We start from the raw sequence: 26,640 nt of genomic DNA, 5'->3' as shown, positions 1-26,640 counted from the left end.
TTCATGGCCCAATCGCGGGGCAAGCCCGCTCCCACGCAGACGTCGCGCACCCCTGGAAAAACCGGACCCGAAGGTCAACTCCAGCCCAGTCACCACGCGGCCTGCAACATGAGCCCCATTGGTCCGCGACTTGATGCCACTTCATATGCCAGGCGCGAATCAATCGGTTAGAATGCCCCCCCAATCCAGCCCGATCCTTGAGGACCGCCATGTTCAGCCGTGATTTGACCATTGCCAAGTACGACGCCGAGCTCTTCGAAGCCATGCAGCAAGAAGCCCTGCGCCAGGAAGAGCATATCGAGCTGATCGCTTCGGAAAACTACACTAGCCCCGCCGTCATGGAAGCCCAGGGTTCGGTACTGACCAACAAGTACGCCGAAGGCTACCCAGGCAAGCGCTACTACGGTGGTTGCGAGTACGTCGACGTGGTCGAGCAACTGGCCATCGACCGCGCCAAAGAGCTGTTCGGCGCCGACTACGCCAACGTCCAGCCGCACGCCGGCTCCCAGGCCAACGCCGCCGTCTACCTGGCGCTGCTGTCGGCCGGTGACACCATCCTGGGCATGAGCCTGGCTCACGGTGGCCACCTGACCCACGGTGCTTCGGTAAGCTCGTCGGGCAAGCTGTACAACGCCATCCAGTACGGCATCGACGGCAACGGCCTGATCGACTACGACGAAGTCGAGCGCCTGGCGGTCGAGCACAAGCCGAAAATGATCGTTGCCGGCTTCTCTGCCTACTCGCAAGTGCTGGACTTCCCACGCTTCCGCGAAATCGCCGACAAGGTCGGTGCCTACCTGTTCGTCGACATGGCTCACGTCGCCGGCCTGGTTGCCGCTGGCGTCTACCCGAACCCGGTACCGTTCGCCGACGTGGTCACCACCACCACCCACAAGACCCTGCGCGGTCCACGTGGCGGCCTGATCCTGGCCCGTGCCAACGCCGACATCGAGAAGAAGCTGAACTCCGCCGTCTTCCCGGGCGCCCAGGGCGGCCCGCTGGAGCACGTCATCGCCGCCAAGGCCATCTGCTTCAAGGAAGCCCTGCAACCTGAGTTCAAGGCTTACCAGCAGCAAGTGGTGAAGAACGCCCAGGCCATGGCTTCGGTGTTCATCGAGCGAGGTTTCGACGTGGTTTCCGGCGGCACCCAGAACCACCTGTTCCTGCTGTCGCTGATCAAGCAGGAAATCTCCGGTAAGGACGCCGACGCCGCCCTGGGCAAGGCCTTCATCACCGTCAACAAGAACTCGGTACCGAACGACCCACGTTCCCCGTTCGTCACCTCGGGCCTGCGTTTCGGCACCCCAGCCGTGACCACCCGTGGTTTCAAAGAAGCCGAGTGCAAAGAGCTGGCCGGCTGGATCTGCGACATCCTGGCCGACCTGAACAACGAAGCGGTGATCGACGCCGTGCGTGAGAAGGTCAAGGCCATCTGCAAGAAGCTGCCGGTGTACGGCAACTGATTGGCAGACCGCTGATGTGAAAAAGCCCGGCCATGTGCCGGGCTTTTTTGTGGGTGCTTGGCGAGAGTCTTGCGGCGCTCGATCTCATAGGCAAAACAACTGTTACGTCACACAACTAGCAGTCTCCACGCTAATCCCGCTAATAGTTCTAGCGGGCCTAGGCGTTTCTGCTTCGGCATTTGCCCCGTCGCGTCTTAATGCATGACAGCGCTTGATGGCTTGCATCAGTTGCCAGATGAGCACCCGTTTCAACGCTGGCTCCATCACCGCCTCAGCTAAACCCTCTTCCAAAAGGAAGTCATCGAAATTCGACCCGATGTGAAGATTCATTTGACCCACTCTCATGAAGACACTGAGGTGGAAAAATGCCGCCATAAGGCGGCACTCACAAGTCAGACACTTCTGACCGACTCATCACTCAAGGCCTCGAAACCTGCCCGGATCTTCTCCTCCGGCAGCTCATCACCAATGAACACCATCACGCTTTCCCGAGCCTCACCTTCCTTCCACTCGGCATCCCAGTCAAACCCGTACAGCTTGAGCACACCCTGGAACACCAGGCGGCGGTCTTCGCCGGCGATGTTCAGCACGCCCTTGTAACGCAGCAACTGCTTGCCGTGCTCCTCCAGCAGCTCGTTCATGAAGTCGCTGAGACGATCGATATCCAACGGCGCTTCGGTGCGCAGCACCAGCGTCGAGATACGGTCCGGCGTCGCGGGTTTGAGCACGGGGCGCAGGCTCGGCTTCAGGCTGATGCCCAAGTCCGGATTGAGGTTGAAGCCGCGTACATCGAGCAACTCGGCCAGGTCGATACGACCATGCTCAACCAAGCGGATCGCCGCCCGGCCGTTGATGCGCGCCAGGCGTTCGCGCAGCGCCTCGACGGCTTCGGGCTCGGCCAGGTCGGTCTTGCTCAGCAGCAGGCGGTCGGCAAAACCGACCTGGGCCTGGGCGATGGCCTGGGTCAGGTGCAGTTCGGCATGCACGGCATCGACCAAGGTGATGATGCCGTCGAGGACATAGCGCTCACGCAGTTCCTCATCGATGAAGAAGGTCTGCGCCACCGGCGCCGGGTCGGCGAGGCCGGTGCACTCGATCACCAGGCGGTCAAAGGCGATTTCGCCGGCATCCAGGCGCTCCAGCAGCAGGTACAGGGCGCGGGTCAGGTCGCCATGGATGCTGCAGCACACGCAGCCGTTGGCCAGGGTCATGACCTGCACCGGTTCGTCGCCCAGCAGTTGGCTGTCGATGCCGGCCTCGCTGAACTCGTTTTCGATCACGGCGATCTTCAGGCCGTGCTCGGCCTTGAGCATGTGTTTGAGCAGGGTGGTCTTGCCGGCGCCGAGGAAGCCGGTCAGCACGGTAACGGGAATCGGCGTATGCACGCGGTTGTCTCCTGGAGCTGAAAACGAAAGTGGGAGCCCGGTTGCCCGGGCTCCCACTGATTCACACGTGTCGCGGGTTCAACAGCACTTGGGCCCGGACTTGCCACCGTAGCGCGCTTCCTGGCGTTCGCGGAAGAACGCTTCGTAGCTCATCACCGGCTTGTCCGGGTGCTTGGTCTGCATGTGCTCGACGTAGTTGTCGTAGTCGGGCATGCCGACCATCAGGCGGGCTGCCTGCCCCAGGTACTTACCCAGTCGACTCAAGTCGTTGAACATCGCGGCATTCCTCTCAAGCGTCAGGCAAAGCCTGGAACGGGGTTTCCTTGTCGCTGCGCTCCTTGCGGCCCCAGGCGGCATAGCCGACCTTGAGGGCGAAGAACAGGATGCTGAACACCACCAGCAGGAACAGGATCGTCAGGCCGGCGTTGGTGTAGGCGTTGAAGATCACGTGCTGCATCTGGCCGATGTCCTTGGCCGGGGCCAGTACCTGGCCGGCGTCCAGCGCGGTGCTGTACTTCTTGGCCAGGGCCAGGAAGCCGACGGCCGGGTTCGGGTCGAACAGCTTGATCAGGCCCGCGGCGGTGGTGCAGATCAGCAGCCAGACCGCTGGTACCAGGGTGACCCAGATGTAGCGCTGGCGCTTCATCTTGATCAGCACCACGGTGCCGAGCATCAGGGCGATACCGGCCAGCATCTGGTTGGAGATACCGAACAGCGGCCACAAGGTGTTGATGCCACCCAGCGGATCGATCACGCCCTGGTACAGCAGGTAGCCCCACATCGCCACGCAACCGGCGGTGGCGAGCAGGTTGGCGCCCCACGACTCGGTGCGCTTGAGCGCCGGCACGAAGCTGCCCAGCAGGTCCTGCAGCATGAAGCGCCCGGCACGGGTACCGGCGTCCACGGCAGTCAGGATGAACAGCGCTTCGAACAGAATCGCGAAGTGGTACCAGAACGCCATGGTGTTCTCACCCGGCAGCACCTGGTGCAGGATCTGCGCGATACCGACCGCCAGTGTCGGCGCACCACCGGCACGGGCCAGGATGGTGTGTTCGCCGATGTCACGGGCGACCGCTTCCAGCTGCTCGGGGGTAATCAGGAAGCCCCAGCTGCTGACCGTTTGCGCTACCGAAGCGACGTCGGCACCGACCACTGCGGCTGGGCTGTTCATGGCGAAATACACGCCTGGCTCGATCACCGACGCGGCGACCATGGCCATGATGGCGACGAACGACTCCATCAGCATGCCGCCGTAGCCGATGTAACGGGCGTTGGTTTCGTTGTCCAGCAGCTTGGGCGTGGTCCCCGAGGAGATCAGCGCGTGGAAGCCGGACACCGCGCCGCAGGCGATGGTGATGAACAGGAACGGGAACAGGGTGCCCTTCCACACCGGGCCCGTGCCGTCGGTGAACTGGGTCAGCGCCGGCATTTTCAGCTCAGGAGCGATGATCAGGATACCGATGGCCAGACCGACGATGGTGCCGATCTTGAGGAAGGTAGAGAGGTAGTCACGCGGCGCCAGCACCAGCCAAACCGGCAGCACGGCGGCGACGAAACCGTAACCGACCAGCATCCAGGTGATCTGCACGCCGGTGAAGGTGAAGGCCGGGCCCCAGACCGGATCCGCGGCGATCTGGCCCCCCAGCCAGATCGACAGCAGCAACAGCACCACGCCGATGACCGAGATCTCGCCGATGCGGCCCGGGCGGATATAGCGCATGTAGATGCCCATGAACATCGCGATCGGGATGGTCGCCATCACCGTGAACATGCCCCATGGGCTCTCGGCCAGGGCCTTGACCACGATCAGCGCCAGCACCGCGAGGATGATGATCATGATCAGGAAGCAGCCGAACAGGGCGATGGTGCCCGGGATGCGGCCCATTTCCTCACGCACCATGTCGCCCAGCGAGCGGCCGTTGCGACGAGTGGAAAGGAACAGGACCATGAAGTCCTGTACCGCGCCAGCCAGCACCACGCCGGCGATCAGCCACAGCGTGCCGGGCAGGTAGCCCATTTGTGCGGCGAGCACCGGGCCCACGAGCGGGCCGGCACCGGCGATTGCCGCGAAATGGTGGCCGAAGAGGATGTGTTTGTTGGTCGGGACGTAGTCCAGGCCATCGTTGTTGAGTACCGCGGGCGTGGCCCGGCGGGGGTCCAGTTGCATCACCTTGGTGGCGATGAACAGGCTGTAGTAACGGTAGGCAACCAGGTAGATGGCCACTGCCGCGACCACGATCCACAAGGCGTTGATTGCCTCGCCGCGCCGCAGGGCTACCACACCCAGCGCGCAGGCCCCTATGACTGCCAGCGCCAGCCACGGAATGTGGCGTAGCAGGCTATTATTGTTGTTCATGGTTTACTTCCAGCTGGTGGATTGGAAAGACCGCCCATCGAGTCTAGGGCGTGTCATCGCGCATTGCCACACTTGCTTTGGTCTAGAGCCTCTGCGGCCAGATTGCGGTACCTGCTACAGCGACATTAACCACTATAGTCAGGTTGAACCCTTGAGGACCTTCCCCCATGAGCAGTCACGACGAGCGCCGCCGCTTCCAACGCATCAACTTCGATGCACCTACCGAACTGCGCCAGGGCGAACGCCGCTGGCCCGCCAAGCTGCTGGATCTTTCGCTCAAGGGTTTGCTCATCGAGCGCCCCGCCCCCTGGGACGCCGACCTCACCCAGGACTTCGAGGCGATCATCAAGCTTGATGACGGCACGACCCAGGTGCGAATGCAGGTCGAACTGCGCCATGAAGAGGAAGCCTGCCTGGGTTTCATCTGCCTCTATATCGACATCGATTCGATGACCCATTTGCACCGTCTGGTGGAATTGAACGTGGCCGACAGCACCGAAATGATGCGCGAGCTGCGTGAATTGATCGAAGATTGAAATCTCTTAGCCTGCTAACAAACTGACCTGGGAGTGTTTCCTGTCTACCCAGACAGCTTTGTGCGGGCCCCATCGACCCTTGTACACACCCTTCTAGTACCGCATTTGTCGAGTTGGAACGCATTCTGCATCCAGAAAAAGCGCACCCTGGAGGCAGCACTGTGCGCGTCAGGATCAAAATATTGTATACAATTCTGATAGCAATCGAATCCACATCCTGTCTACAGTAGTGCCACAACAATAAATGCTGAGAGCCTGCTCCATGACTACGTCCCCTAGCACGTCTCCCACCCAACGCCCCGAGGATGAAAACCTCGGGCTTGGCGCCAACCTGGCCTACGGCCTGCAACACGTTCTGACCATGTATGGCGGGATCGTCGCGGTACCGCTGATCCTCGGCCAGGCGGCCGGTCTGGCGCCCGCGGAAATCGGCCTGCTGATTGCGGCTTCGTTGTTCGCGGGGGGGCTGGCGACGTTACTGCAGACCCTCGGCCTGCCGTTCTTCGGCTGCCAGTTGCCCTTGGTGCAGGGCGTCTCGTTTGCCGGTGTGGCGACCATGGGGGCGATCCTCAGCAGCCAGAACGGTGGTGGCTTGCCAGCGGTGCTGGGTGCGGTCATGGCCGCCTCGCTGATCGGCTTCTTGATCACCCCGGTGTTCTCGCGCATCACCAAGTTCTTCCCGCCGCTGGTGACCGGTATCGTCATCACCACCATCGGCCTCACCCTGATGCCCGTCGCGGCGCGCTGGGTAATGGGCGGCAACAGCGCTTCGCCGGAGTTCGGCAGCGTGGCCAACATCGGCCTGGCGGCACTGACCTTCGCCATCGTCCTGCTGCTGAGCAAGCTGGGCAGCGCGACCATCTCGCGGTTGTCGATCCTGCTGGCCATGGTGGCGGGCACCCTGATCGCCTGGGCGCTGGGCATGACCGACTTCAGCAAAGTCACCGAAGGCCCGATCTTCGCCTTCCCCACCCCCTTCCACTTCGGCATGCCGACCTTCCACATCGCCGCGATCCTGTCGATGTGCATCGTGATCATGGTGACCCTGGTCGAAACCTCGGCCGACATCCTCGCGGTCGGTGAAATCATCGACACCAAGGTCGACTCCAAACGCCTGGGCAATGGCCTGCGCGCCGACATGGCCTCGAGCATCCTGGCGCCGATCTTCGGTTCGTTCACCCAGAGCGCCTTCGCCCAGAACGTTGGCCTGGTGGCCGTGACCGGGGTCAAGAGCCGCTACGTGGTGGCCACCGGCGGCGTGATCCTGGTGGTGCTCGGCCTGCTGCCGATCATGGGCCGCATCATCGCCGCAGTCCCGACCCCGGTTCTCGGCGGCGCCGGCATCGTGCTGTTCGGTACCGTGGCCGCCAGTGGCATCCGCACCCTGTCGAAGGTCAACTACAAGAACAACGTCAACCTGATCATCGTCGCCGCCTCGCTGGGCTTCGGCATGATCCCGATCGCCGCGCCGAGCTTCTACCACAACTTCCCGAGCTGGTTCGAAACCATCTTCCACTCCGGCATCAGCTCGGCGGCGATCATGGCCATCCTGCTCAACCTGATGTTCAACCACTTCACCACCGGCAACTCGGAAAACCAGTCGGTGTTCGCAGCGGCCTACGAGCGCACCATCCAGTACTCGGACATCTCGTGCCTGCGCGATGGCGACTACTTCAAGGATGGCAAGCTGTTCGACGCCGATGGCAATGAAGTACCGGTCATGGAACTGGACGAACACGGCAACGAAGCGCCCAGGCGCAAGGCCGTTGCCGAGCACTGATCGCTAAGCGAAGCGATCACGCAGGGGAGCCGATGCGCATCGTCGGCTCCCCTTTTTTGTCGCTGGCGGTCAACCGTGGGCGGCAAAGTAACCGTTCAGCGCGTTCAGGTCCCCGGCATCCAGCACCCCCGCCAGGTAGCGCAGTTTCAGCCACGCCCGCAGGTAGTCGTAGCGCGCCTGCGCCAAGTCGCGGCGGGCACTGTAAAGCTGCTGTTCGGCATCCAGCACATCCAGGTTGACCCGCTCGCCACCCGCCACGCTCTTGCGCGTGGCCTCCACCAACGCGCCCGCAGCGTTCACCGCCAGGTCATAGGCACGGATCTTCGCCGTGCTGCTGGCGCACAGGTTGAACTGCCGGCGCAACTGGTTGACCGTGTCGCGCAACTGGGCATCCAGCTCGAAGCCCGCGGCATCACGCTGGGCCTGGGCCTGGCGCACCGAGGCCGACACCCCGCCCCCGGCAAACAGCGGCATGCTCAGTTGCAGGCCGACACTGTCGGTGTCGTAACGCTGGTTGTAGCTGCTTTCGGAACTGGAACTGGAAACGCCGCTGCTGGCATACGCACTCAGCGACGGCAGGTGCCCGGCGCGCTGGCGCTCGACGTTGTGTTCGGCCACCTCCAGGCCATGGCGCTGGCTGGCCAGCTCGGCGTTGTGGGCCACGGCCAGGTCGCGCCAGGGTTCGAAGCGGGCCGGTGTCAGTGGCTGGACCGTGAAGCGCGTCGCCAGCGGTGCCAGGTCCTCGACCGTCACAGGCTCGCCGATGATCGCCTGCAGCGCCTGCAGCGCGGCATCGAGGCTGTCGCCGGCCTCGATCTCCTGGGCCTGGGCCAGCTCGAAGCGGGCGCGGGTTTCCAGCAGGTCGGTACGGGTGCCCTCGCCGCCCTTGAACAATCGTTCATTGAGTGTCAGTTGCTCGGCATAGGTGCGCCGCTGGGCCTGGGCAAGGCCGATCTGTTCGTTGGCGAACAACGCCTCGCTGTAGGCCTGGAACAGCCGTACCACCAGTTCCTGGCCGCGCCCGCGCAGGCGCTCGTCCGCCAGCGCCGCCTGGGCCACGCCCTGGCGATAGGCACTCCAGGCGGCGTAGTCGAACAGCGGTTGCTCCAGGGTCAGCGTCGAGCTGTAGCTGCGGTAGTCGCGCTGGGTGGTGACGTTGCCGAACTGGCTGTGCTGGGTCACCTCGGAGTCGTTGCGCGCGCGGTTGTAGCGGTACGACAGCTTGGGCAACAGGCCGGCACGGCCGATCGCCAGGTTCTCCACGCCGGCGGCGCGCTCGGCGATCGCCCCGTGCCAGGCCGGGTCGTTGCGCAGGGCCAGGGCATAGGCATCGCCCAGGTCAAGCGCCTGCGCCGGCAGGCTGGCAGCGATCAGCATGGGCAGGGCAAGGCGGGCAAACAGCGGCATCCGCATCACTCCTCCGCCAGGGCGACATGCACCCGGTCGGCCAACGGCTTGAACAGGTAGTTGAGCAGCGAGCGCTCACCGGTGCGCACGAACGCTTCCACCGGCATGCCCGGGCGGATATCCAGCCCCGCCAGCTGCTGCAGGCCCTGCTCGCTGACCTTGATGCGCACCTGGTAGTAGGGGTGCTGGGTCTTTTCATCGACCAGCCGATCAGCCGATACCAGGCTCACCTCCCCCTCCACCCGAGGCGTGGTGCTCTGGTTGAAGGCGGCGAACATCAGCTCCACCGGCAGCCCCGGGCGCAAGCGGTCGACCATCTCCACCGGAGCCCTGGCATCGACCAGCAGCGGCGCACCGGCCGGAACGATCTCCATCAACTGCTGGCCACGGGCGATCACCCCGCCATTGGTGAACACACTCAGCCCCACCACCGTGCCGGCCACCGGGGCACGCACCTGGGTGTGGGCCAGCTCGAACTCGGCGCTGCGCAGGCGATTGCCCAGGTCCTCGGCACTGGCTTGCAGCTCGGTCAACTGCTGACGCACTTCGTTCTGGAACTCCTGTTGGCGCTGGCCGATGCGCAGCTTGAGTTCCAGCACCTGGCGCCGGGTACGGCCGATCGAGCCCAGGTCTTCGGCGATCGAGCCGTTGACCTGGGCCAGCAGGCGTTCATTGTCGAGCAGCCGGTTGCGGGCGATATAGCCATCCCGGGCCAGGTCGCGCAGGCTACGCAGTTGCTCGTCGAGGGCGTCGCGCTGGGCCTGCTTGCTGGCCAGCGAGCCCTGCAAGCCCTGCAACGAGGCTTCGGCGCCAGCGATGCCTTCGCGCATGCCACCAAGCTCCATGTCCAATGCGCGGGCACGGCTGATCTGCAACTGGCGTTGGCCCTCCAGGGCCGCAGCCACCCAGGGCGTGCCAGCCTCGGCCTGCAGGCCCTCCGGGAACGCCAGGCCCGGCAGGCCGTCACGCTCGGCCAGCAAACGCGCCTCACCGGCACGGGCGTTGACGTACTGCACCCGCAGCGAGCCGACCTGGGCCTGGGCCTGGGTCGGGTCCATGCGCAGCAACACCTGGCCGGCACTGACCGGCTCGCCATCGCGCACCAGCAGTTGCTCGATCACCCCACCCGTGGGGTGCTGCACCGCCTGCTTGCTGCCCGCCACCACCACGTTGCCGGTCACCGGCACGCCCTTGTCCAGCGGTGCCAGCGCAGCCCACAAGAGGAAGCCGCCAAAGCCGGCCAACACCAGCCAGCGCCCCATCCGGGCAGGGCGATGTTCACTGAGGCTGAGCACGTTGTCGGGGTCGGCGGGCACATCGGTCTTGCGCTTGGTAACGGCATGTACGGTCATGAAGTCAGGCTCTTGGCAGGCCGAAGCTGGCGCTCAGGCCAAGGGGCGGGCGTGTGGCAGGGGCGGCGGCAACCGGCGCCGGGCGGGCGGCGCGCTGTAGGTCTTGCAGCACCCGGGCGGTCGGCCCGTAGGCTTGCAGCTGGCCGTTCTGCAGCATCAGCAGATTGTCCAGGCCCGCCAGCAACGACGACTTGTGGGTGATCAGGATCAGCGTGCGCTTGTGCTCTCGCAGTTTGCCGACGGCCTCGAGCAGCGCCTGCTCACCGGCCTCGTCAAGGTTCGAGTTGGGCTCGTCGAGCACGATCAACGCCGGCAACCCGTACAGCGCACGGGCCAGGCCGATGCGCTGGCGCTGGCCGCCAGACAGCCCGCTGCCGCCCTCGCCCAGCAGCGTGTCATAGGCAGCCGGCAGCTTGAGGATCATCTCGTGCACACCGGCCATTTGCGCGGCGGCCACCACCTGCTGGGCGTCCACCGGGCCCAGGCGGGCGATATTGTCGGCAATGCTGCCGGCGAACAGTTGCACATCCTGCGGCAGGTAGCCGATATGCCGGCCCAGCGCCTGGCGCTCCCACACCCGCAGGTCGGCTCCGTCCAGGCGCACCTTGCCGGTGGACGGCGCGGCAGCACCGACCAAAAGACGGGACAGGGTCGACTTGCCCGAACCCGACGGGCCGATGATGCCCAGCGACTCACCGGCAGCCAGGTCAAAACCCAGGTTGTTCAGGCAGGGCCGGTTGCTGCCCGGCTGCAGCGCGCCCACTTGTTCCACCGTGAGCCTGCCCAACGGCGCCGGCAAGGGCATGCCGGCCGGGCGTGGCGGTTGCGTGCGCAACAGCTCGCTCAGGCGCAGGTAGGCCAGGCGGGCACCGCTCCATTGGCGCCAGGCGCCGATCAACTGGTCGATCGGCGCCAGCACCCGGGCCATCAGGATGGAGCCGGCGATCATCATGCCGGGGGTGATCAACTGCTCGATCGCCAGCCAAGCGCCCAGCCCCAGCACCAGCGACTGCAAAGCCAGGCGCACGGTCTTGGACACCGCGCTGACCGCCGCAGTGCGCTCGCTGCCCAGGTTCTGCCGGGCAAGAAAACCATGGTGCAGGCGTGCCCAGCGCTGGCGCACCGCGCCCAGCATGCCCATGGCTTCGATCACCTCGGCATTGCGCAGGTTGGCGCTGGCCTCCAGGCCAGCCTGCTGCGACAGCTCGCCCGCCTCGGCGAACGGGGCCTTGGTCAGGCGCTCGTTGACCCAGGCCAGCACTGTCAGCAACACCGCGCCCACCAACGCCATCAGGCCAAGCCACGGGCTGAACATGAAGATCACCAGCAGGTACACCGGGAACCAGGGTGCGTCGAAGAAGGCGAACAGCGCCTGGCCGGTGGCGAACTGGCGCAGGCTGGTCAGGTCGGCGAGCATCTGCCCGGCCGCGCCCTTGTGCCCCGCCAGGCTGGCCGCGTAGGCGGCGTCGAACACCCGCGGGTTGAGGTCCATGTCCATGCGCGTGCCCAGGCGCACCACCACTTGGCTGCGCAGCCACTCCAGCACGCCCATGAAGGCGAACAGCCCCAGCACCAGGAGGCTGAGCATGAGCAGCGTCATCTCGTTGCGCGACGACAGGACCCGGTCATACACCTGCAACATGTACAGCGCCGGCGCCAGCATCAGCAGGTTGATCACTGCGGTGAACAGGGCGACGTTGGCGAGGCCGGCACGGCAGGCCTTGAGCGCCTGCAGCACTTCGTTGGCCGCGGCGGGAGCGGTTCGCATTCGTTGGAAACCTCACAGGGTGCGTCGACCGGCGATTGCTTTGTGCCCGTCGACGCCACAGAATTCGCACCACCGCAGCCTGGGCCCGGCAAAGACACGGGCTGCGGGGTAAATGCAACAGATCAGCGAATGGCAGGGTTACCTTCCATTCGCTTTTTCATGCCTGGGCTCAGGCCGCCAAGGCCAGGTCTTCAGGCAGCGCCTGCACGCCAACGGCTTCGGCCGAGGCCGCGACCGGGCCAGCCGCCAGGGCGGTGTTGATCTGGGCGAAGGTGTTGTTGGTGGATACGCCGTAGTCGGCCAGCAGGTTGTCCAGCACGGTTTCCAGGCCGGTGGTCTTGCCCTGCATCAGGTTGTAGATCACGTTGTGCACGTCGTTGCCTGCACGGCCGGCACCTTGAGCGGCGTTCAGGTCCAGGCCGTCGAAGCTCACGGCCAGCGCCTGCACGCTGTAGTTGCCGCTGGCGTCACGCAGCAGGGTGTTGCCCAGGGTCACGGTGTCCAGCTCGCCGTACAGGTAGTGGTTCTGGTTGTCGCTGGCCGGCAGCGAGGCATTCCAGGCGTAGTGCAGGCCGGTCGGGGTGTCGCTTTCGGCGATCACGGCAAAGTTCGAACCATTGGTGCCGCGAATGGCGTACTGGCTGCCATCGGTGCCACCCTCGTTGAAGCCACCGGTGTTGCTGGCGTTGTGGGCAGCGGTCTTGAAACCGGTGGCCCAGGCCGAGAGGTACTGGTCAACGGTGAAGTTGGCGAAGGAAGCCGAGTAGGTAACGGACAGAGACATTGCATTTCCTCATTGCGTTGCAGTTGAGAGCGAAGGCGTCCAACGCCTTCGTGTTGCCCGACAGTGGGCGAACCTGGTGAATCAGAAACGGTACTCGAGCATGCCGGAGAGGGTCCGGCCACGGGCCAGGGAGAGGTTGTTGGCGTCGCCCATGGCCACGAAGTAAGCCTCGTCGGTGACGTTTTCCAGCGACAGGGCAATGTTCAGCTGCGGGGTCGCCCAGTAGCTGGCATACAGGTCGTAGACCTTGTATTCCGGCCAGCGGGCCTTCTCCAGGTTGCCGTAGCCCTGGCTGTTGAGGTGCTCGCCCCGGCCCGCGCTGTAGCGCAGACGGGCGCCGACATCGAGGGTGTTGTCGAAGAAGCGCAGGCCGGTGGTCAACGCGCCACGGTCGGACGGCATGTAGGCGGCGTTGCCCATGATCTCGCCACAGCTGATCTGGTCATTGATCGCCTGGCCCTCGGTGAAGTTGTAGCCCGGCAGGGTCACCGGGATCGGGAAGCCACCGAAGTCGATCACCGTGTCGATCATGCCGGCTTCGTTGCGCTGCACACCGCCGCCCATGTACAGCTGCTTGGAGCAGAACTCGTTGCTGCCGATCATGTGGGTGTAGCTGAGCTGGGTGTAGAAGCGGCCGTTGTCGTAGTCGAGCGAGTACTCCACGCCGCGGAAGGTGGTGCCTTCGAGGTTGTTGGTGTAGGCACTGTTGCCCAGCGACAGCCCGGTGATGTCGGTGCCGGGCAGGTCGACGCTGTAGTCGAGGTACGAGAAGTTCTCGATCCGCGTATCGAAGTAGGCCACCTTCATGCCGAGGCGGTCGCCATCGCGAAACAGCGACTCCTTGAAGATGTTGAAACCGGCTTCCCAGTTATGCGACTGCTCGGGCTTGAGGAACGGGTTGGGGTACACCAGTTCGTTGCCGCCGCCGTGCGGCTTGCCGCTCATGAACGCTTCGGTCACGGCCGGCGGGCGCCAGCCGCGGCCCCAGCGAGTGTAAAGCTGCAGCCAGTCCAGCCCCGGCTTGACGCCGATACCGAAGGTCGGCGAGAAGCGCCCCTCCTCGCGTTCGACGTCATAGGCAAACTCGGTTTGCTCACGCATCACGTCCACGCCGGTGACACCGAGCGGGTAGGCCCAGGTGCTGAACCCGGTCTTGCCGGTCAGGCGATAGCGGTCGTAGCGCAGGCCGGCATCCAGGGTCAGCCAGCCGTCATGCTCGAACGACAGGTTGCCGAACAGGCTGCCCATGGCTCGCTTGCCTTCTGGGTCGGCCCCGGCGATGAACGGGTTGTCCCTTTCACTCGGCGCGGGGATGCGTTCGCTGCTCGGCTTGAAGGTATCCAGGAACAGTTCGGCGCCATAGTTGAAGCTCAGCAGGTTGCTCTGGCCGAAATAGAAGCGCGAGGTGTTCTGCGCCTGCAGGCCCCAGGTATCGGTCTGGAAGTGATCGTTGTAGTCGGCGTAGAAGTTGCCGCTGCCGACGCTGGCCGTATTGCTGTTGTTCCAGCGGTCCTGGCGGGTGGTGACGAAATACAGCTTGGCCTTGAAGTCGATCAGGTCGTTGTCCGGCGCGTAGCTGTAGTCGAGCCCGAAGTTCTTCGCGTTGATGTCGCTGCTGGCAGTGCGCCGGTAGTAGAACGAGTTGAGGTCGGAGGCCAGCCAGGTCCAGGCGTCCTTGCTGTCGGTGTCGGTTTCCATGTAGCTCAGTTGCAGGCGCTGGTCTTCGGGCAGGTTCAGGCCCACCTTGATCAGGTTCGAGCGGGTCACCGTGCCCATGTCGCCGACCTCGGACTCGATCCAGTTGTCCCAGGCCCGCGGGAACAACTTGCGCAGGCGCATCTCGGTGCCCAGGTTGTCCTTGTTGTTGGTGCCGGCGCGGTAGTTGCCGAAGTGGCGCTCGCTCATGCCCAGCAGCAGGTCACCCACTTCGTTGCCGAAGGCGAACACGCCGCTGCCGTTGAAATAGGTGCCGTTGCCCAGCTCGCCGATGCCATGCCCGGCACGAATCCGGCCGCCCATCTCCTTGCCCGGGCCGAGAAACTCGGCGGCGTTCAGGGTGTTGAAGCTGGCAATGCCGCCGAGCACACCCGCGCCGCCCATGCCGGACTGGCTGCCCTTCTCGATCTCGACGTTGCTGACGAACTCTGGGTCGATGAACATCGTGCCATTGCGCTGCTGGTGGCCGTTGACGCTGAAGTTCTGGCGCATGCCGTCGATGTTCATGTTGACCCGGCCGTAGTCCTGCACGCCGCGGATGTTCACCGACAGGCCCGGATCGCGCTGGTTGACTGCGGTGTACACCCCGGCGGTCTGCTCGAGCATGTCGGCGGCATGGCGCGGCGGGCGCTTATCGATCTGATCACGGGTGATCACGCTGGCCGAACGTGGCGCCTGGTACACCCAGTCACCGTCACGGCTGGACTCGACCTGGGTGGCCCCCAGTTCCAGGGCCGTGCCGGACTCTTCGAGCCGCTCCAGCCCCACCTGCCCCGCGGCGCTGAAGTGGTAGCGCACCGGCATGTTGCGCAGCAGCAGGCGCAGGCCCTCTTCCACGCTGTAGCCACCGCGCAGCCCTTCGCTGTACAGGCCGACCAGCTTGCGGCTGTCATAGAACACCTGCACACCGGACTGTTCGGCATAGGCCAGCACTGCGCTGTCGAGCGGCTGGGCGGGAATGTCGAACTGCACCAGGCTGCGGCTTGTGCTGTTCGGCGACGTGGCGGCCTGGGCCAGGCCGATCCCCATCGGCAGGCTCAAGGCGCCAATGGCCAGGCTGCTGGCCAGGGCAATGCGGCTCAGGGGTCGGCGGGGTTGTGCGGGGTGCGTGCTCACTGCGCGTCTCGTCTTCTGTTGGCGATTTCTAGTAATGAAAATCAATCTCAACAATCAGACGTGCGACGCAGGAAAACTCAGTAACGCGAAACGAAAGTTTTTTTCAGCGGTTCAGTAGATCAGCGTCAAGCCAGGCAATTGCAGGCGTTCGGCCTTGAGTTCGGCGGTGAGCACATCGGCGGCCACGGCCAGGTTGTCGAGGCGGAACACCCCACTGACCTGGCGTTGCGCCAAGGCCGCGTCGACCACCAGCAGGCGCCCGTCACGGTAGCGGTTCAGCCGTTCGACCACCTCGGCCAGCGGCTGGCGCTCGAACACCAGCACCCCGCGCTGCCAGTCGGTGGCCCGCTGCACATCGCGCCCAGGCCACAGGCGCACGCCCTGGGCCTGGTCGTAGCGCAGCGCCTGGCCCTCCTGCAACAGCTGGCTGGTCACGCCCTGGACCGGCGCGGCTTGCAGTTTTACCTCGACACTGTGTTCGAGCATGCCGACCCAACCGCCCTCGCCCGCCATGCCGACCACGAACCGCGTGCCCAGGGCCCGCGTACTGGCGCCGGCATATTCGACCACGAACGGCCGTGGCTCGGCGGCCGTGACCGGCGCTGCACTGAACACGGCATCGCCGGCCAGCAGACGCACCCGCCGCTGCTGGCCATCGTAGGCCAACTGCAAGGCGCTGCGGCTGTCGAGATCGACCAGGCTGCCATCGGGCAAGGTCACCCGACGCACTTCGCCAGCAGCGGTGACGTAGTCCGCGCGCCAGTCCAGCAACAGGCCGGGCCCCTGCTCCACGCCCAGCACCGCCAGCAGCACCAGCGCGCTGCAGGCCACGGCGCGCCGAATACGCGAAACCCTGCGCCGGGCAGGCGTGCGCGTACTGCGCGGCAGCGGCGCGCGATGCGGCGCGCCAGCGGGGGCAAGGCCCGCCAACTGCCCCAGGTCGCCCCAGGTCGCCTGCGCGAAGGCATAGGCCCGGGCATGGCGCGGGTCGCTCGCACACCACTGCTCCAGCGCCTGCTGCTGCACACTGCTCAGGGGGCCGGCGCCTTGCAGCACCACCCACTCGGCGGCCTGCTCGCGGATGGCTTGCTCGTTCTGGCTGCTCACACGGTTCTCTCGCGATCTGGTTATGTCTGGGCTGACGTCTGAAGCGGCGTTTGTCAGTAAACCGTTGGTCATTCCGCTTCCTGCAGGCACTGCATCACATAGGCCAGGGCCTTGGCCAGATGCTTCTGCACGGAGCTGTCGGAAATACCCAAGTGACGCGCGACTTCGGCGTGGGTCATGCCCTCCAGGCGATTGAGGCGAAATACCTGCCGGGTACGTTCGGGCAACGTCTCGAGGATCGCCTGCAAGCGGCGCAGGTGCTGGATGCGGGCAGCCTGCTCGTCGAGCCCGGGGCCGTCCTCGATGATGCTTTCCAGCGCTTCGTGGGGGACCAGATCGGTCTTGCGCCGCTGCTGCTGACGCACATGATCGACCATCAGGTTATGGGCCGTGCGGTACAGGTAGGCCTGGGCATTGTCGATGCGGTCGACGTGCTGCTGCTCGGCCAGGCGCAGGAAACTGTCCTGCACCAGGTCGGCGGCCAATTGCGGGTCGCGTACTTTGCGCGAAAGCATGGCCTGCAGGTTTTTCGCGTGCTTGAGGAACAGCCGCTTGAGGTCGAACTCCGCCACACGCACTCCATACGATGGTCGCAAGGTGGCCGCATGCTACTAGCTATTGAGAATCACTTGCAAGAAGCCGACTATTCGAACAATGCATCCAGGGCCTGCTCCAGACGAGTCACGGCAATCACCTGCAAGCCCGGCGGCGCCTCTTTCGGCGCATTGCCCTTGGGCACGATGGCACGCTTGAAGCCATGCTTGGCGGCCTCCTTGAGGCGCTCCTGGCCGCTGGGCACCGGTCGCACCTCGCCAGACAGGCCGATCTCGCCGAACACCAGCAGGTCGTGGGCCAAGGGCCGGTTGCGCAGGCTCGACATCACCGCCGCCAGCAGCGCCAGGTCAGAGGCGGTCTCCAGCACCTTGACCCCGCCGACCACGTTGAGGAACACATCCTGATCGTGGGTGGGGATGCTGCCGTGACGGTGCAGGACCGCCAGCAGCATGGCCAGGCGGTTCTGGTCCAGGCCCAGGGTCACCCGCCGCGGGTTGGCCAGGTGGCTGTCATCGACCAGTGCCTGCACCTCCACCAGCATCGGCCGGGTGCCTTCCCAGGTGGCCATCACCACGCTGCCGGGCACCTCTTCCTGGGTACGGTTGAGGAAGATCGCCGAAGGGTTGGAGACTTCCTTGAGGCCGCGATCGGTCATGCCGAACACGCCCAGTTCGTTGACCGCGCCGAAGCGGTTCTTCACCGCCCGCAGCAGGCGCAGGCGCCCGTCCGATTCACCCTCGAAATACAGCACGGTGTCGACCATGTGCTCCAGCACGCGCGGGCCGGCCAGCGAACCTTCCTTGGTGACGTGGCCGACCAGGAAGATCGCCGTGCCGCTCTGCTTGGCATAGCGCACCAGCAGCGCCGCGCTTTCGCGCACCTGGGCCACGCCACCCGGGGCCGATTGCAGCTGCTCGGTGAAAATGGTCTGGATCGAGTCGATCACCATCACCCGCGGTTTCTCCTGGCGGGCAGTGGCGATGATCGCCTCGATGCAGGTTTCGGTCATGACCTTGAGCTGGTCCTGGGGCAGCCCCAGGCGCCGCGAGCGCATGGCCACCTGCTGCTGCGACTCTTCGCCGGTGACGTACAGCGCCGGCATCTGCGTGGCGATGTTGCACAGGGTCTGCAGCAGGATGGTCGATTTGCCGATGCCCGGGTCGCCGCCGATCAACACCACCGAACCATCGACCAGGCCACCCCCGAGCACCCGGTCAAGCTCGGTGCTGCTGGTGGTGAAGCGCGGGATCTCTTCGACGCTGACCTCGGCGAGGGTCTTGAGCTGCGCCTGCTGCCCGGCCCAGCCGGCCCGACCGCTGGGGGCCGCCGCGCCGCCGCTTTCGATCATGGTCTCGACCAGGGTGTTCCAGGCGCCGCACTCGCCGCACTGGCCGGCCCATTTGGGGAAAGTCGCGCCACATTCGGTACAGCCATACAAACGCTTGGCCTTGGCCATGGGCGCAGTCTCCTGGAAAAAACCGCCATGATAGCCGAAGCCGGACGTGTCCCGAACGCGCCGAAAGGCGACAAAACTATTCGTTCTAACCGCAGTCAGTAGCCCTGATTGCCACGCATGAAGCGTTTAAGTGGCTTACACTGCGTCTACCTCACCATTTGTTACAAGGAAATCGCACATGGGCATGCTCAGTGAGTTCAAGGCCTTCGCCGTCAAAGGAAATGTCGTGGACATGGCCGTCGGTATCATCATCGGCGCCGCCTTCGGCAAGATCGTCTCGTCGTTCGTCGGCGACGTGATCATGCCCCCCATCGGCCTGCTGATCGGTGGTGTGGACTTCAGTGACCTGGCCATTACCCTGAAGGCCGCCGAGGGTGACGTGCCGGCCGTGATGCTGGCCTACGGCAAGTTCATCCAGACCATCCTCGATTTCATCATCGTCGCCTTCGCCATCTTCATGGGTGTGAAAGCGATCAACCGCCTCAAGCGCGAAGAAGCCGTGGCGCCGAGCGCGCCACCGGTACCGAGCGCCGAAGAGACCCTGCTGACCGAGATCCGCGACCTGCTCAAGGCACAGAACCAGAATCGCCAGCCCTGAGGCTGAGCATGAAAACGGCGCCCTCAAGCGCCGTTTTCGTTTACCAGTAGTTCTCCACCGCGACCTGACCAGGCCGCTTGCTCAGGCTCAGTTGCAAGTCGCGCGCCTTGAGCACCTTGCGCGTCTCATCGATCATGTCCGGGTTGCCGCACAGCATGATCCGCGAATGCTCCGGCGACAGTTCCAGCCCCGCCGCGCGCTCCAGCTCGCCGTTCTCGATCAGCGTGGTGATCCGCGCATTCAACGCCCCCGGATGCGGCTCTCGGGTCACCACCGGAATGAACTGCAACTTGCCGGCGAACTCCGCCAGGTAGTCGCGTTGCTCAAGCCCGGCGATCTCCTGCACATACGCCAGCTCCTTGGCCTCGCGCACCGAGTACACCAGTTTGATGTTGTCGAAGCGCTCCCAGGCCTCGAAGTCCTGCAGGATCGACATGAACGGCGCGATACCGGTGCCGGTAGCCAGCAGCCACAGGTCGCGGCCACCGGTAAAGCGGTCGAGGGTCAGGTAGCCGAATGCCTGGCGGTCGATCAGCAAGGTATCGCCCGCGCCCAACCGGCTGAGCTCGCTGGTGAACTCACCGCCGGGCACCACGATGGAAAAGAAGTCGAGGAATTCGTCGTGGGGGGCGCTGACCATCGAGTAGGCGCGCCATACCACGCTGCCATCGGCCTTGGTCACGCCCAGGCGGGCGAACTGCCCGGAGCGGAAGCGAAAGCCTGGGTCACGGCTGACCCGCAGGCTGAACAGGTTCGGCGTCAGGGGCTGAACATCGAGCAGGGTCTGGCGGGTGAACTTGTCGGCGCTGGCGGTCATGACGGGCTCCAAAAATCAGATGCGCCAAGTGTCTCGCAAAGCGCCGGTGATAAACACCACCGGATTGTAGGGCATCGCTTTTGGCTGACAAAAAGCTGCGCAAGAAATGCGACAGCTATAGCAAAAAAACCCAGCACGGCACGAGGACTTTTCCTACACTTGGCCCGTGCAGTCCGGTAATTGGATCCATCGGATTTCAGGGAGCTCCACCAATGTCACAGTGGCACAGCGAACAGCTTCAGCAGATGCTGGGGGAGCACGACCCCGACAGATTGTTCCTCCAGGCAGTCGAACTGGTGCAGGCACTCGGTATGCAATTCGTCAGCCTGGCGACCCACATGCATGTCGCGGGTAAAGCCCCCAAGGTGAGTTTCCGCAGCAACTACCCGGACGAGTGGCACCAGGTTTATCAGCACGAGTTCATGAACAGCGACCCGGCTTGCTGCGAATGCCGCAAGATTACCCTGCCGCTGTTGTGGAACGACGACCTGTTCAAAGAGATGCCGCAGCTGCGCGAGTCAGCCTGTGCCCACGGCCTGCGCCATGGCTGGACGCAATCGTTGTTCGATCAACTGCACAACGAGAGCCAGCTGAGTGTAGCCCGGCCAGACGGCCCGATTCGCCCCATCGAACTCTATGAAAACGGCGCACAGATCATGTGGTTGTGCCAGGTGCTGCATACCGCAGTGAGCGAACAGCATATGGCCAGCGAGGAGCACTATCCGCCGCTGAGCAAGCGTGAGCTGGAAGTGATGAAGTGGTCCTCGGAAGGCAAGATCGCCGAGGATGTCGCCAAGATACTCTCGCTATCCACCAGCACCGTGAACTTCCACATTCGCAGCGTGATCGCCAAGACCAACACCAACAACAAGGTGGCAGCCATCGTCAACGTCTTCCGCCAAGGCCTGCTGTAACCCCCTCGAAGCGCAAAGCCCTGTAGAATCGCCTACCTCAAGCCTGTCGCGCACCGCGACGGCCAGATTCGCGCCGAGCCGTACTTCATGCCACTGTTCAACAGCCCCTTCGCCGACCTCGACCTGATTCGCCAGCCGGAACAGGCCAACGACCCGCTGCTGGCGTTCGACGCCGCCGACCAGTACCTGCTGGAGCACCTGGCGGCCCAAGCACCGGCCGCAGACTGCCGGGTGCTGGTGCTCAACGACAGCTTCGGCGCCCTGGCCGCCAGCCTGGCCGGCACGTTGGACGTCACCAGCAGCGGCGACTCGCACCTGGCGCGCATGGCGCTGGAGAAGAACCTGGCAGGCAACGGCAAGCCGTTCGATGCCGTACCTTTCGTAGCCGCCAACCAGCACTGGCAAGGGCCGTTCGATCGCGTGCTGGTGCGCGTGCCGAAAACCCTGGCCCTGCTCGAAGAACAGCTGATCCGCCTGCAGGGCCACCTGGCCCCCGGCGCTCAGGTGATCGCCGGCGCCATGATCAAGCACCTGCCACGTGCGGCCGGCGACCTGATGGAAAAATACATCGGCCCGGTCCAGGCCTCGCTGGCCCAGAAGAAGGCGCGCCTGCTCACCGCCACGGTCGCCGAGCGCCCGCTCGCCCAGTCCCCCTACCCTAGCCGCTACCGCCTCGATGTGCCGGCACTGGAACTGGTCAACCACGCCAACGTGTTCTGCCGCGAAGGCCTGGACATCGGCACCCGTGCCTTCCTGCCGCACCTGCCACGCGACCTGGGCCGCGCCCGAGTGGCAGACCTGGGCTGCGGCAATGGCGTACTGGCCATCGCCAGCGCCCTGGCGAACCCTGACGCGCATTACACCCTGGTGGACGAGTCGTACATGGCGGTGCAATCGGCCCGTGACAACTGGCAGGCCGCGCTGGGCGATCGTGAAGTAGCGATTGAGGCGGCGGATGGCCTGGCGGGGCTTGCGAAGCAGTCGCTGGACGTGGTGCTGTGCAACCCGCCGTTCCACCAGCAGCAGGTGGTCGGCGATTTCCTCGCCTGGCGCATGTTCCAGCAGGCACGGGAGGCGCTGGAGGTGGGGGGAGCGTTGTACATCGTCGGCAACCGGCACCTGGGCTACCACAGCAAGCTGGCGCGGTTGTTCAGAGGGGTGGAGCAAGTGGCGGCGACGCCGAAGTTCGTCGTGCTCAAGGCGCGCAAGTAATGTAGACCCGGTGGCAAGGTGGGAGCGGCGCACTGCCGCTCCCACGCTACCCACGATGGTTTCGATGCAGGCTCAGTGCGTGCTCAACCCCGCCGCAGTCATGAACATTCGCATCCCGTAGGCGAATACCCCGAGCGCCGCGACACTCAGCGCCCAGATCAGCACCAGCCAGCCCAGGCGTTGCCACAACGGTTTCTTCTGTTCGACATCCATCATGGCGCGCTCCTAGTGATAGCCGTCTTCATGGGTAACCTTGCCGCGGAACACGTAGTAGCTCCAGTAGGTGTACCCGAGGATGAACGGCAGGATGAACAGCGTGCCCACCAGCATGAAGCCCTGGCTCTGCGGCGGTGCGGCGGCATCCCAGATGCTGATCGACGGCGGGATGATGTTGGGCCACAGGCTGATCCCCAAACCGCTGTAGCCAAGGAAGATCAGCACCAGGGTGAGCAGGAACGGCGTGTAGTGCGCGTTACGTGCCACCGCGCGCAGCAGGCCGTAGAAGGTCACCATCACCAGTAGCGGCACCGGCATGAACCACACCAGGTTAGGCATGCTGAACCAGCGGTCGGCGATCTGCGGGTAGGCAATCGGTGTCCACAGGCTGACGATGCCGATCACCGCCAGCAGCACCAGCGCCAGGGGCCGCGCCATGTCGTGCATCTTCTGCTGCAGCGGCCCTTCGGTTTTCATGATCAGCCAGGTACAGCCCAGCAGGGTGTAGGCGACGATCAGGCCCAGGCCAGAGAACAGGGTGAACGGCGTCAGCCAGTCCAGGTAGCCGCCGACGAACTTGCGGTCGACCACCTTGAAGCCTTCGATGAAGGCGCCCAGGGCCACGCCCTGGAAGAAGGTGGCCACCAGCGAGCCCCAGATGAACGCCTTGTCCCAGATATGCCGCTTGTTGGCCCGCGCCTTGAAGCGGAACTCGAAGGCCACGCCGCGGAAGATCAGCCCCACCAGCATCAGCATCAGCGGCAGGTACAGCGCCTCCAGCACCACCGAGTAGGCCAGCGGGAAGGCCCCGAACAGCGCGGCGCCACCCAGCACCAACCAGGTTTCGTTGCCGTCCCATACCGGGGCGACGGTGTTCATCATCACATCACGGTCACGCTCGTCCTGGACGAACGGGAAGAGCATGCCGATCCCAAGGTCGAAACCGTCCATCACCACGTACATCATCACGCCGAAGATGATGATCACGGCCCAGATCAGCGGAAGATCGATACCCATCTCAGTTCCCCTCGCTCAGGCGGGTGGAGGTGGCCTCATGGCCATCATCGGCGGCGGACAGTGGCCGCGCCGGCGTACGTTGCTGGCCAGGGCCACCCGGGGTGTGCTCCTCGCCTTCGCCGGTTTTCGGCCCTTTGCGCACCAGCCGCATCATGTAGCCGATGCCGGTGCCGAACAGGGCGAAGTACACCACCACGAACATCACCAGGGTGAAACCGAGCTGCGCATAACTATGGTTGGACACACCGTCGGCGGTCCGCATCAGCCCGTAGACCACCCATGGCTGGCGACCGATCTCGGTGGTGAACCAGCCGGCGAGGATGGCGATCAGCCCCGACGGGCCCATCCACAGGGTCAGGTAGAGGAACGGCCGCGAGCTGTACAGGGTGCCGCGCTTGCGCAGCCACACGCTCCACAGGCCAACGAAGATCATCAGCATGCCCAGGCCGACCATGACCCGGAACGACCAGAACACGATGGTCGAGTTGGGGCGGTCTTCGGGCGGGAACTCCTTCATTGCCGGTACTTGCTTGTCCAGGCTGTGGGTCAGAATCAGGCTGCCCAGGGCCGGGATCTCGATCTTGTAGCGGGTGGTTTCGGCTTGCATGTCCGGGATGCCGAACAGGATCAGCGGCGTCGGTTCACCGGGTTTGTTTTCCCAATGGCCCTCGATGGCCGCGATCTTCGCCGGCTGGTGCTTGAGGGTGTTGAGGCCGTGGAAGTCACCGATCACCGCCTGGATCGGCGCGACCACCAGCGCCATCCACATGGCCATCGACAGCATCTTGCGCACCGCCGGGTTATCCCGGCCACGCAACAGGTGCCAGGCCGCCGAAGAGCCGACGAAGAACGCCGTGGCGACGAAGGCGGCGGTGGCCATGTGCATCAGGCGGTAGGGGAAGGATGGGTTGAAGATCACCGCGAACCAGTCCACCGGGATCACCTGGCCATTGACGATCTCGTAGCCTTGGGGGGTCTGCATCCAGCTGTTGGACGCCAGGATCCAGAAGGTCGAGACCAAGGTGCCGAGCGCCACCATGCAAGTGGCGAAGAAGTGCAGGCCGCGGCCGACACGGTTCCAGCCGAACAGCATGACGCCAAGGAAACCGGCCTCGAGGAAGAACGCCGTCAGTACCTCGTAGGTCAGCAAGGGACCGGTGATGGAACCTGCGAAGTCGGAGAACTGGCTCCAGTTGGTGCCGAACTGGTAGGCCATGACCAGGCCGGAGACCACGCCCATGCCAAAGTTGACGGCGAAGATCTTCGACCAGAAGTGGTAGAGGTCACGGTAGGTGTTGTTGCCGGTCTTGAGCCAAAGGCCTTCGAGAACCGCCAGGTAGCTCGCCAGGCCAATGGTGATGGCCGGGAACAGAATGTGAAAGGACACGGTAAAGGCAAACTGGATTCGGGCGAGCTCTAGGGCTTCTAATCCGAACATGGTGCTTCCTCTTCAGATAATCCGGCGTCCAGGCTTGTGGCCCTTATCGCCCACTGCCCCCACAGTGATCGAGTGCGGCTCGTTGGAATTGTTCTGTTCGATCGCAGGGATTCCGGCCCGAGGGCCAAGTTCGTTGCATCTGGAACGATTGATCCAGGTCAACGAATGTCTGGAAGCATAGTCCCGAATCAAGTCACAAGATGTGTGGTTGATTGCCGCGTGACCCGTTGTCCCACCCCCTTTTCCGGACGCTGAAAAACTGTCCACCTCGACATTCAGCAACTAAATGTTACAAACAGATGCTACTCTGCAGACCCCTCTATTGCCGAGGTTACAGGCCTGCCGATGTCCGACTCCGCCCCGCAATTGCTGCGTCATCACCGCCCTTTCATGGCCTTCTGGCTGGCCCGCGTCTTCACTGCCAGCGGCTTCCAGATGCTCACCGTGGCCATCGGCTGGCACCTCTACCAGTTGACGGGCAATGTGCTCGACCTGGGCCTGGTCGGGCTGGTGGAATTTGCCCCGCGCGTGCTGTTCATGCTGCACACCGGGCACGTTGCCGACCGCTATGACCGGCGCAAGGTCGCCGCGCTTTGTCAGGCCTTGCAGGCGCTGATCGCCCTGGCATTGGCCCTTGGCAGTGCCACTGACAACGTCAGCCGCGAGCTGATCTTCGTGCTGGCCTTCCTGCTGGGCGCCACCCGCTCGTTCGAGATGCCGGCCACCCAGGCGCTGCTGCCCAACGTGGTGCCGCCGGGGTTGTTCCCGCGGGCGGTGGCGGCGTCGGCGTCGGCGACCCAGACGGCGACCATCGTCGCCCCGGCGGTGGGCGGTTTTCTGTATGCCTTCGGCAGCATCTGGGTGTATGCCCCGACCGTGGCCCTGTACGTGATCGCCTGCCTGCTCATGCTCAGCCTCGACGCCCGCCAGCAACCACTCCAGCAAGGCCGCGCCAGCCTTGAGTCGCTGCTGGCCGGGATCCGCTTCATCCGCAGCCGCCCGGACATCCTCGGCGCCATCTCGCTGGACCTGTTCGCCGTACTGCTGGGCGGCGCCACCGCGCTGCTGCCGGTGTTCGCCAAGGACATCCTGCTCACCGGCGCCTGGGGCCTGGGCCTGCTGCGTTCGGCCCCGGCGGTGGGTGCGCTGCTGATGTCGCTGTGGCTGGCGCGCTTCCCGGTGGAACGCAAGGTGGGCCTGGTCATGTTCACCGCGGTGGGGGTGTTCGGCGTGGCGACCATCGCTTTCGGCTTGAGCACCTCGTTCTGGTTCTCCCTGGCGGTGCTGGTGGTGCTGGGTGCGGCTGACATGATCAGCATGGTCATCCGTGGCGCCTTCGTGCAACTGGAGACCCCGGATGAAATGCGCGGCCGGGTGAGTGCGGTGAACGGGCTGTTCATCGGCGCCTCGAACCAGCTCGGCGAGTTCGAATCGGGGCTCACCGCGCACTGGTTTGGCACAGTGCCGGCGGTGGTGCTCGGTGGTGTCGGCACCCTGGTGGTGACCGGGGTGTGGATGAAACTGTTCCCGACCCTGACCCACCGCGACCGCTTGCACAACGGCTGACCCTCCGTGGGGGGGGGGGGGGGGGGGGGGGGGGGGGGGGGGGGGGGGGGGGGGGGGGGGAGGGGGGGAGGAGGGGGGGGG

At 64.6% G+C, this 26,640-nt stretch carries 22 protein-coding genes; 7 read left to right on the top strand and 15 right to left on the bottom strand.

All coding sequences use genetic code 11. The annotated features are described in order from the left end of the window. Positions 1-209 precede the first annotated feature (209 nt). The gene (gene glyA / locus ACO6VM_RS10570; RefSeq protein ID WP_033701398.1) at positions 210-1,463 is read left to right on the top strand and encodes a serine hydroxymethyltransferase; all 1,254 of its coding nucleotides are present in this window, start codon (positions 210-212) and stop codon (positions 1,461-1,463) included. 392 nt (positions 1,464-1,855) lie between these two features. Here the strand turns inward: glyA and yjiA are convergent, their stop codons facing one another. The 3 genes from yjiA to ACO6VM_RS10555 form a co-directional block, all read right to left on the bottom strand. Further along, complete coding sequence (gene yjiA / locus ACO6VM_RS10565; RefSeq protein ID WP_422403234.1) at positions 1,856-2,848, bottom strand: GTPase; 993 nt, start codon at positions 2,846-2,848, stop codon at positions 1,856-1,858. A gap of 78 nt (positions 2,849-2,926) precedes the next feature. After that, positions 2,927-3,124, bottom strand: a complete 198-nt coding sequence (locus tag ACO6VM_RS10560; protein WP_110994698.1) for a YbdD/YjiX family protein — start codon at positions 3,122-3,124, stop codon at positions 2,927-2,929. A 13-nt stretch (positions 3,125-3,137) separates the two neighbouring features. Next, positions 3,138-5,204 carry a carbon starvation CstA family protein gene (locus tag ACO6VM_RS10555; RefSeq protein ID WP_110994697.1) on the bottom strand — a complete coding sequence of 689 codons (2,067 nt, stop codon included), beginning with the start codon at positions 5,202-5,204 and terminating at the stop codon, positions 3,138-3,140. Between the two features lie 167 nt (positions 5,205-5,371). Here ACO6VM_RS10555 and ACO6VM_RS10550 point away from each other — a divergent pair, with 167 nt between their 5' ends. Both ACO6VM_RS10550 and ACO6VM_RS10545 read left to right on the top strand, forming a co-directional pair. Next, positions 5,372-5,740 carry a PilZ domain-containing protein gene (locus ACO6VM_RS10550; RefSeq protein ID WP_390970201.1) on the top strand — a complete coding sequence of 123 codons (369 nt, stop codon included), beginning with the start codon at positions 5,372-5,374 and terminating at the stop codon, positions 5,738-5,740. 262 nt (positions 5,741-6,002) lie between these two features. After that, entirely contained in the window at positions 6,003-7,520 is a 1,518-nt protein-coding gene (locus ACO6VM_RS10545) for a nucleobase:cation symporter-2 family protein (protein ID WP_390970203.1), read from the top strand. Positions 7,521-7,589: 69 nt separating this feature from the next. Here ACO6VM_RS10545 and ACO6VM_RS10540 read toward each other — a convergent pair whose 3' ends face one another. From ACO6VM_RS10540 to radA, 8 genes are all read right to left on the bottom strand, one after another. Then, entirely contained in the window at positions 7,590-8,927 is a 1,338-nt protein-coding gene (locus ACO6VM_RS10540) for a TolC family outer membrane protein (protein ID WP_422403233.1), read from the bottom strand. A gap of 5 nt (positions 8,928-8,932) precedes the next feature. After that, positions 8,933-10,279, bottom strand: a complete 1,347-nt coding sequence (locus ACO6VM_RS10535; RefSeq protein WP_401059666.1) for an HlyD family type I secretion periplasmic adaptor subunit — start codon at positions 10,277-10,279, stop codon at positions 8,933-8,935. Between the two features lie 4 nt (positions 10,280-10,283). After that, the gene (locus ACO6VM_RS10530) at positions 10,284-12,047 is read right to left on the bottom strand and encodes a type I secretion system permease/ATPase (protein ID WP_401059664.1); all 1,764 of its coding nucleotides are present in this window, start codon (positions 12,045-12,047) and stop codon (positions 10,284-10,286) included. A 169-nt stretch (positions 12,048-12,216) separates the two neighbouring features. Then, positions 12,217-12,831: a heme acquisition protein HasA gene (locus ACO6VM_RS10525; protein ID WP_401059662.1), complete on the bottom strand. Its 615-nt coding sequence runs from the start codon at positions 12,829-12,831 to the stop codon at positions 12,217-12,219. Between the two features lie 81 nt (positions 12,832-12,912). Next, positions 12,913-15,576, bottom strand: a complete 2,664-nt coding sequence (locus tag ACO6VM_RS10520) for a TonB-dependent receptor (RefSeq protein ID WP_401059722.1) — start codon at positions 15,574-15,576, stop codon at positions 12,913-12,915. A 198-nt stretch (positions 15,577-15,774) separates the two neighbouring features. Further along, the gene (locus tag ACO6VM_RS10515) at positions 15,775-16,770 is read right to left on the bottom strand and encodes a FecR family protein (RefSeq protein ID WP_401059660.1); all 996 of its coding nucleotides are present in this window, start codon (positions 16,768-16,770) and stop codon (positions 15,775-15,777) included. 68 nt (positions 16,771-16,838) lie between these two features. Further along, entirely contained in the window at positions 16,839-17,342 is a 504-nt protein-coding gene (locus tag ACO6VM_RS10510) for an RNA polymerase sigma factor (protein WP_401059658.1), read from the bottom strand. 71 nt (positions 17,343-17,413) lie between these two features. Further along, the gene (gene radA, locus ACO6VM_RS10505) at positions 17,414-18,781 is read right to left on the bottom strand and encodes a DNA repair protein RadA (RefSeq protein WP_390970215.1); all 1,368 of its coding nucleotides are present in this window, start codon (positions 18,779-18,781) and stop codon (positions 17,414-17,416) included. 178 nt (positions 18,782-18,959) lie between these two features. Here radA and mscL point away from each other — a divergent pair, with 178 nt between their 5' ends. Further along, positions 18,960-19,379, top strand: a complete 420-nt coding sequence (gene mscL, locus ACO6VM_RS10500; RefSeq protein ID WP_401059656.1) for a large-conductance mechanosensitive channel protein MscL — start codon at positions 18,960-18,962, stop codon at positions 19,377-19,379. Between the two features lie 40 nt (positions 19,380-19,419). Here mscL and ACO6VM_RS10495 read toward each other — a convergent pair whose 3' ends face one another. Continuing rightward, the gene (locus ACO6VM_RS10495; protein WP_125465598.1) at positions 19,420-20,196 is read right to left on the bottom strand and encodes a ferredoxin--NADP reductase; all 777 of its coding nucleotides are present in this window, start codon (positions 20,194-20,196) and stop codon (positions 19,420-19,422) included. Between the two features lie 212 nt (positions 20,197-20,408). Between ACO6VM_RS10495 and ACO6VM_RS10490 the strand changes: the two genes are divergently transcribed. Further along, positions 20,409-21,110 carry an autoinducer binding domain-containing protein gene (locus ACO6VM_RS10490; protein WP_422403232.1) on the top strand — a complete coding sequence of 234 codons (702 nt, stop codon included), beginning with the start codon at positions 20,409-20,411 and terminating at the stop codon, positions 21,108-21,110. A gap of 87 nt (positions 21,111-21,197) precedes the next feature. Continuing rightward, the gene (locus tag ACO6VM_RS10485) at positions 21,198-22,322 is read left to right on the top strand and encodes a methyltransferase (protein ID WP_401059652.1); all 1,125 of its coding nucleotides are present in this window, start codon (positions 21,198-21,200) and stop codon (positions 22,320-22,322) included. A 72-nt stretch (positions 22,323-22,394) separates the two neighbouring features. On the opposite strand, the gene ACO6VM_RS10480 is transcribed toward ACO6VM_RS10485, so the two are convergent. The 3 genes from ACO6VM_RS10480 to ACO6VM_RS10470 are packed head-to-tail and all read right to left on the bottom strand — an operon-like array spanning position 22,395 to position 24,993. Next, positions 22,395-22,535, bottom strand: a complete 141-nt coding sequence (locus ACO6VM_RS10480) for a DUF2474 domain-containing protein (RefSeq protein ID WP_401059720.1) — start codon at positions 22,533-22,535, stop codon at positions 22,395-22,397. Positions 22,536-22,547: 12 nt separating this feature from the next. Then, positions 22,548-23,555, bottom strand: coding sequence for a cytochrome d ubiquinol oxidase subunit II (cydB, locus tag ACO6VM_RS10475; RefSeq protein ID WP_401059651.1), 1,008 nt, complete (start codon positions 23,553-23,555; stop codon positions 22,548-22,550). Position 23,556: 1 nt separating this feature from the next. Further along, positions 23,557-24,993: a cytochrome ubiquinol oxidase subunit I gene (locus ACO6VM_RS10470; protein ID WP_401059649.1), complete on the bottom strand. Its 1,437-nt coding sequence runs from the start codon at positions 24,991-24,993 to the stop codon at positions 23,557-23,559. Between the two features lie 345 nt (positions 24,994-25,338). Here ACO6VM_RS10470 and ACO6VM_RS10465 point away from each other — a divergent pair, with 345 nt between their 5' ends. Beyond that, positions 25,339-26,559 (top strand): MFS transporter, encoded by a 1,221-nt coding sequence (locus ACO6VM_RS10465; RefSeq protein ID WP_110994680.1) that lies wholly within the window; start codon positions 25,339-25,341, stop codon positions 26,557-26,559. The last annotated feature ends 81 nt before the right edge of the window (positions 26,560-26,640 follow it).

The organism is Pseudomonas sp. GZD-209 (genome assembly GCF_049310485.1).
In the GTDB taxonomy this organism is placed as follows: domain Bacteria; phylum Pseudomonadota; class Gammaproteobacteria; order Pseudomonadales; family Pseudomonadaceae; genus Aquipseudomonas; species Aquipseudomonas sichuanensis.
Note: the sequence above shows the minus strand (reverse complement) of the source record. Positions and strands in the feature narration are given on the sequence as shown.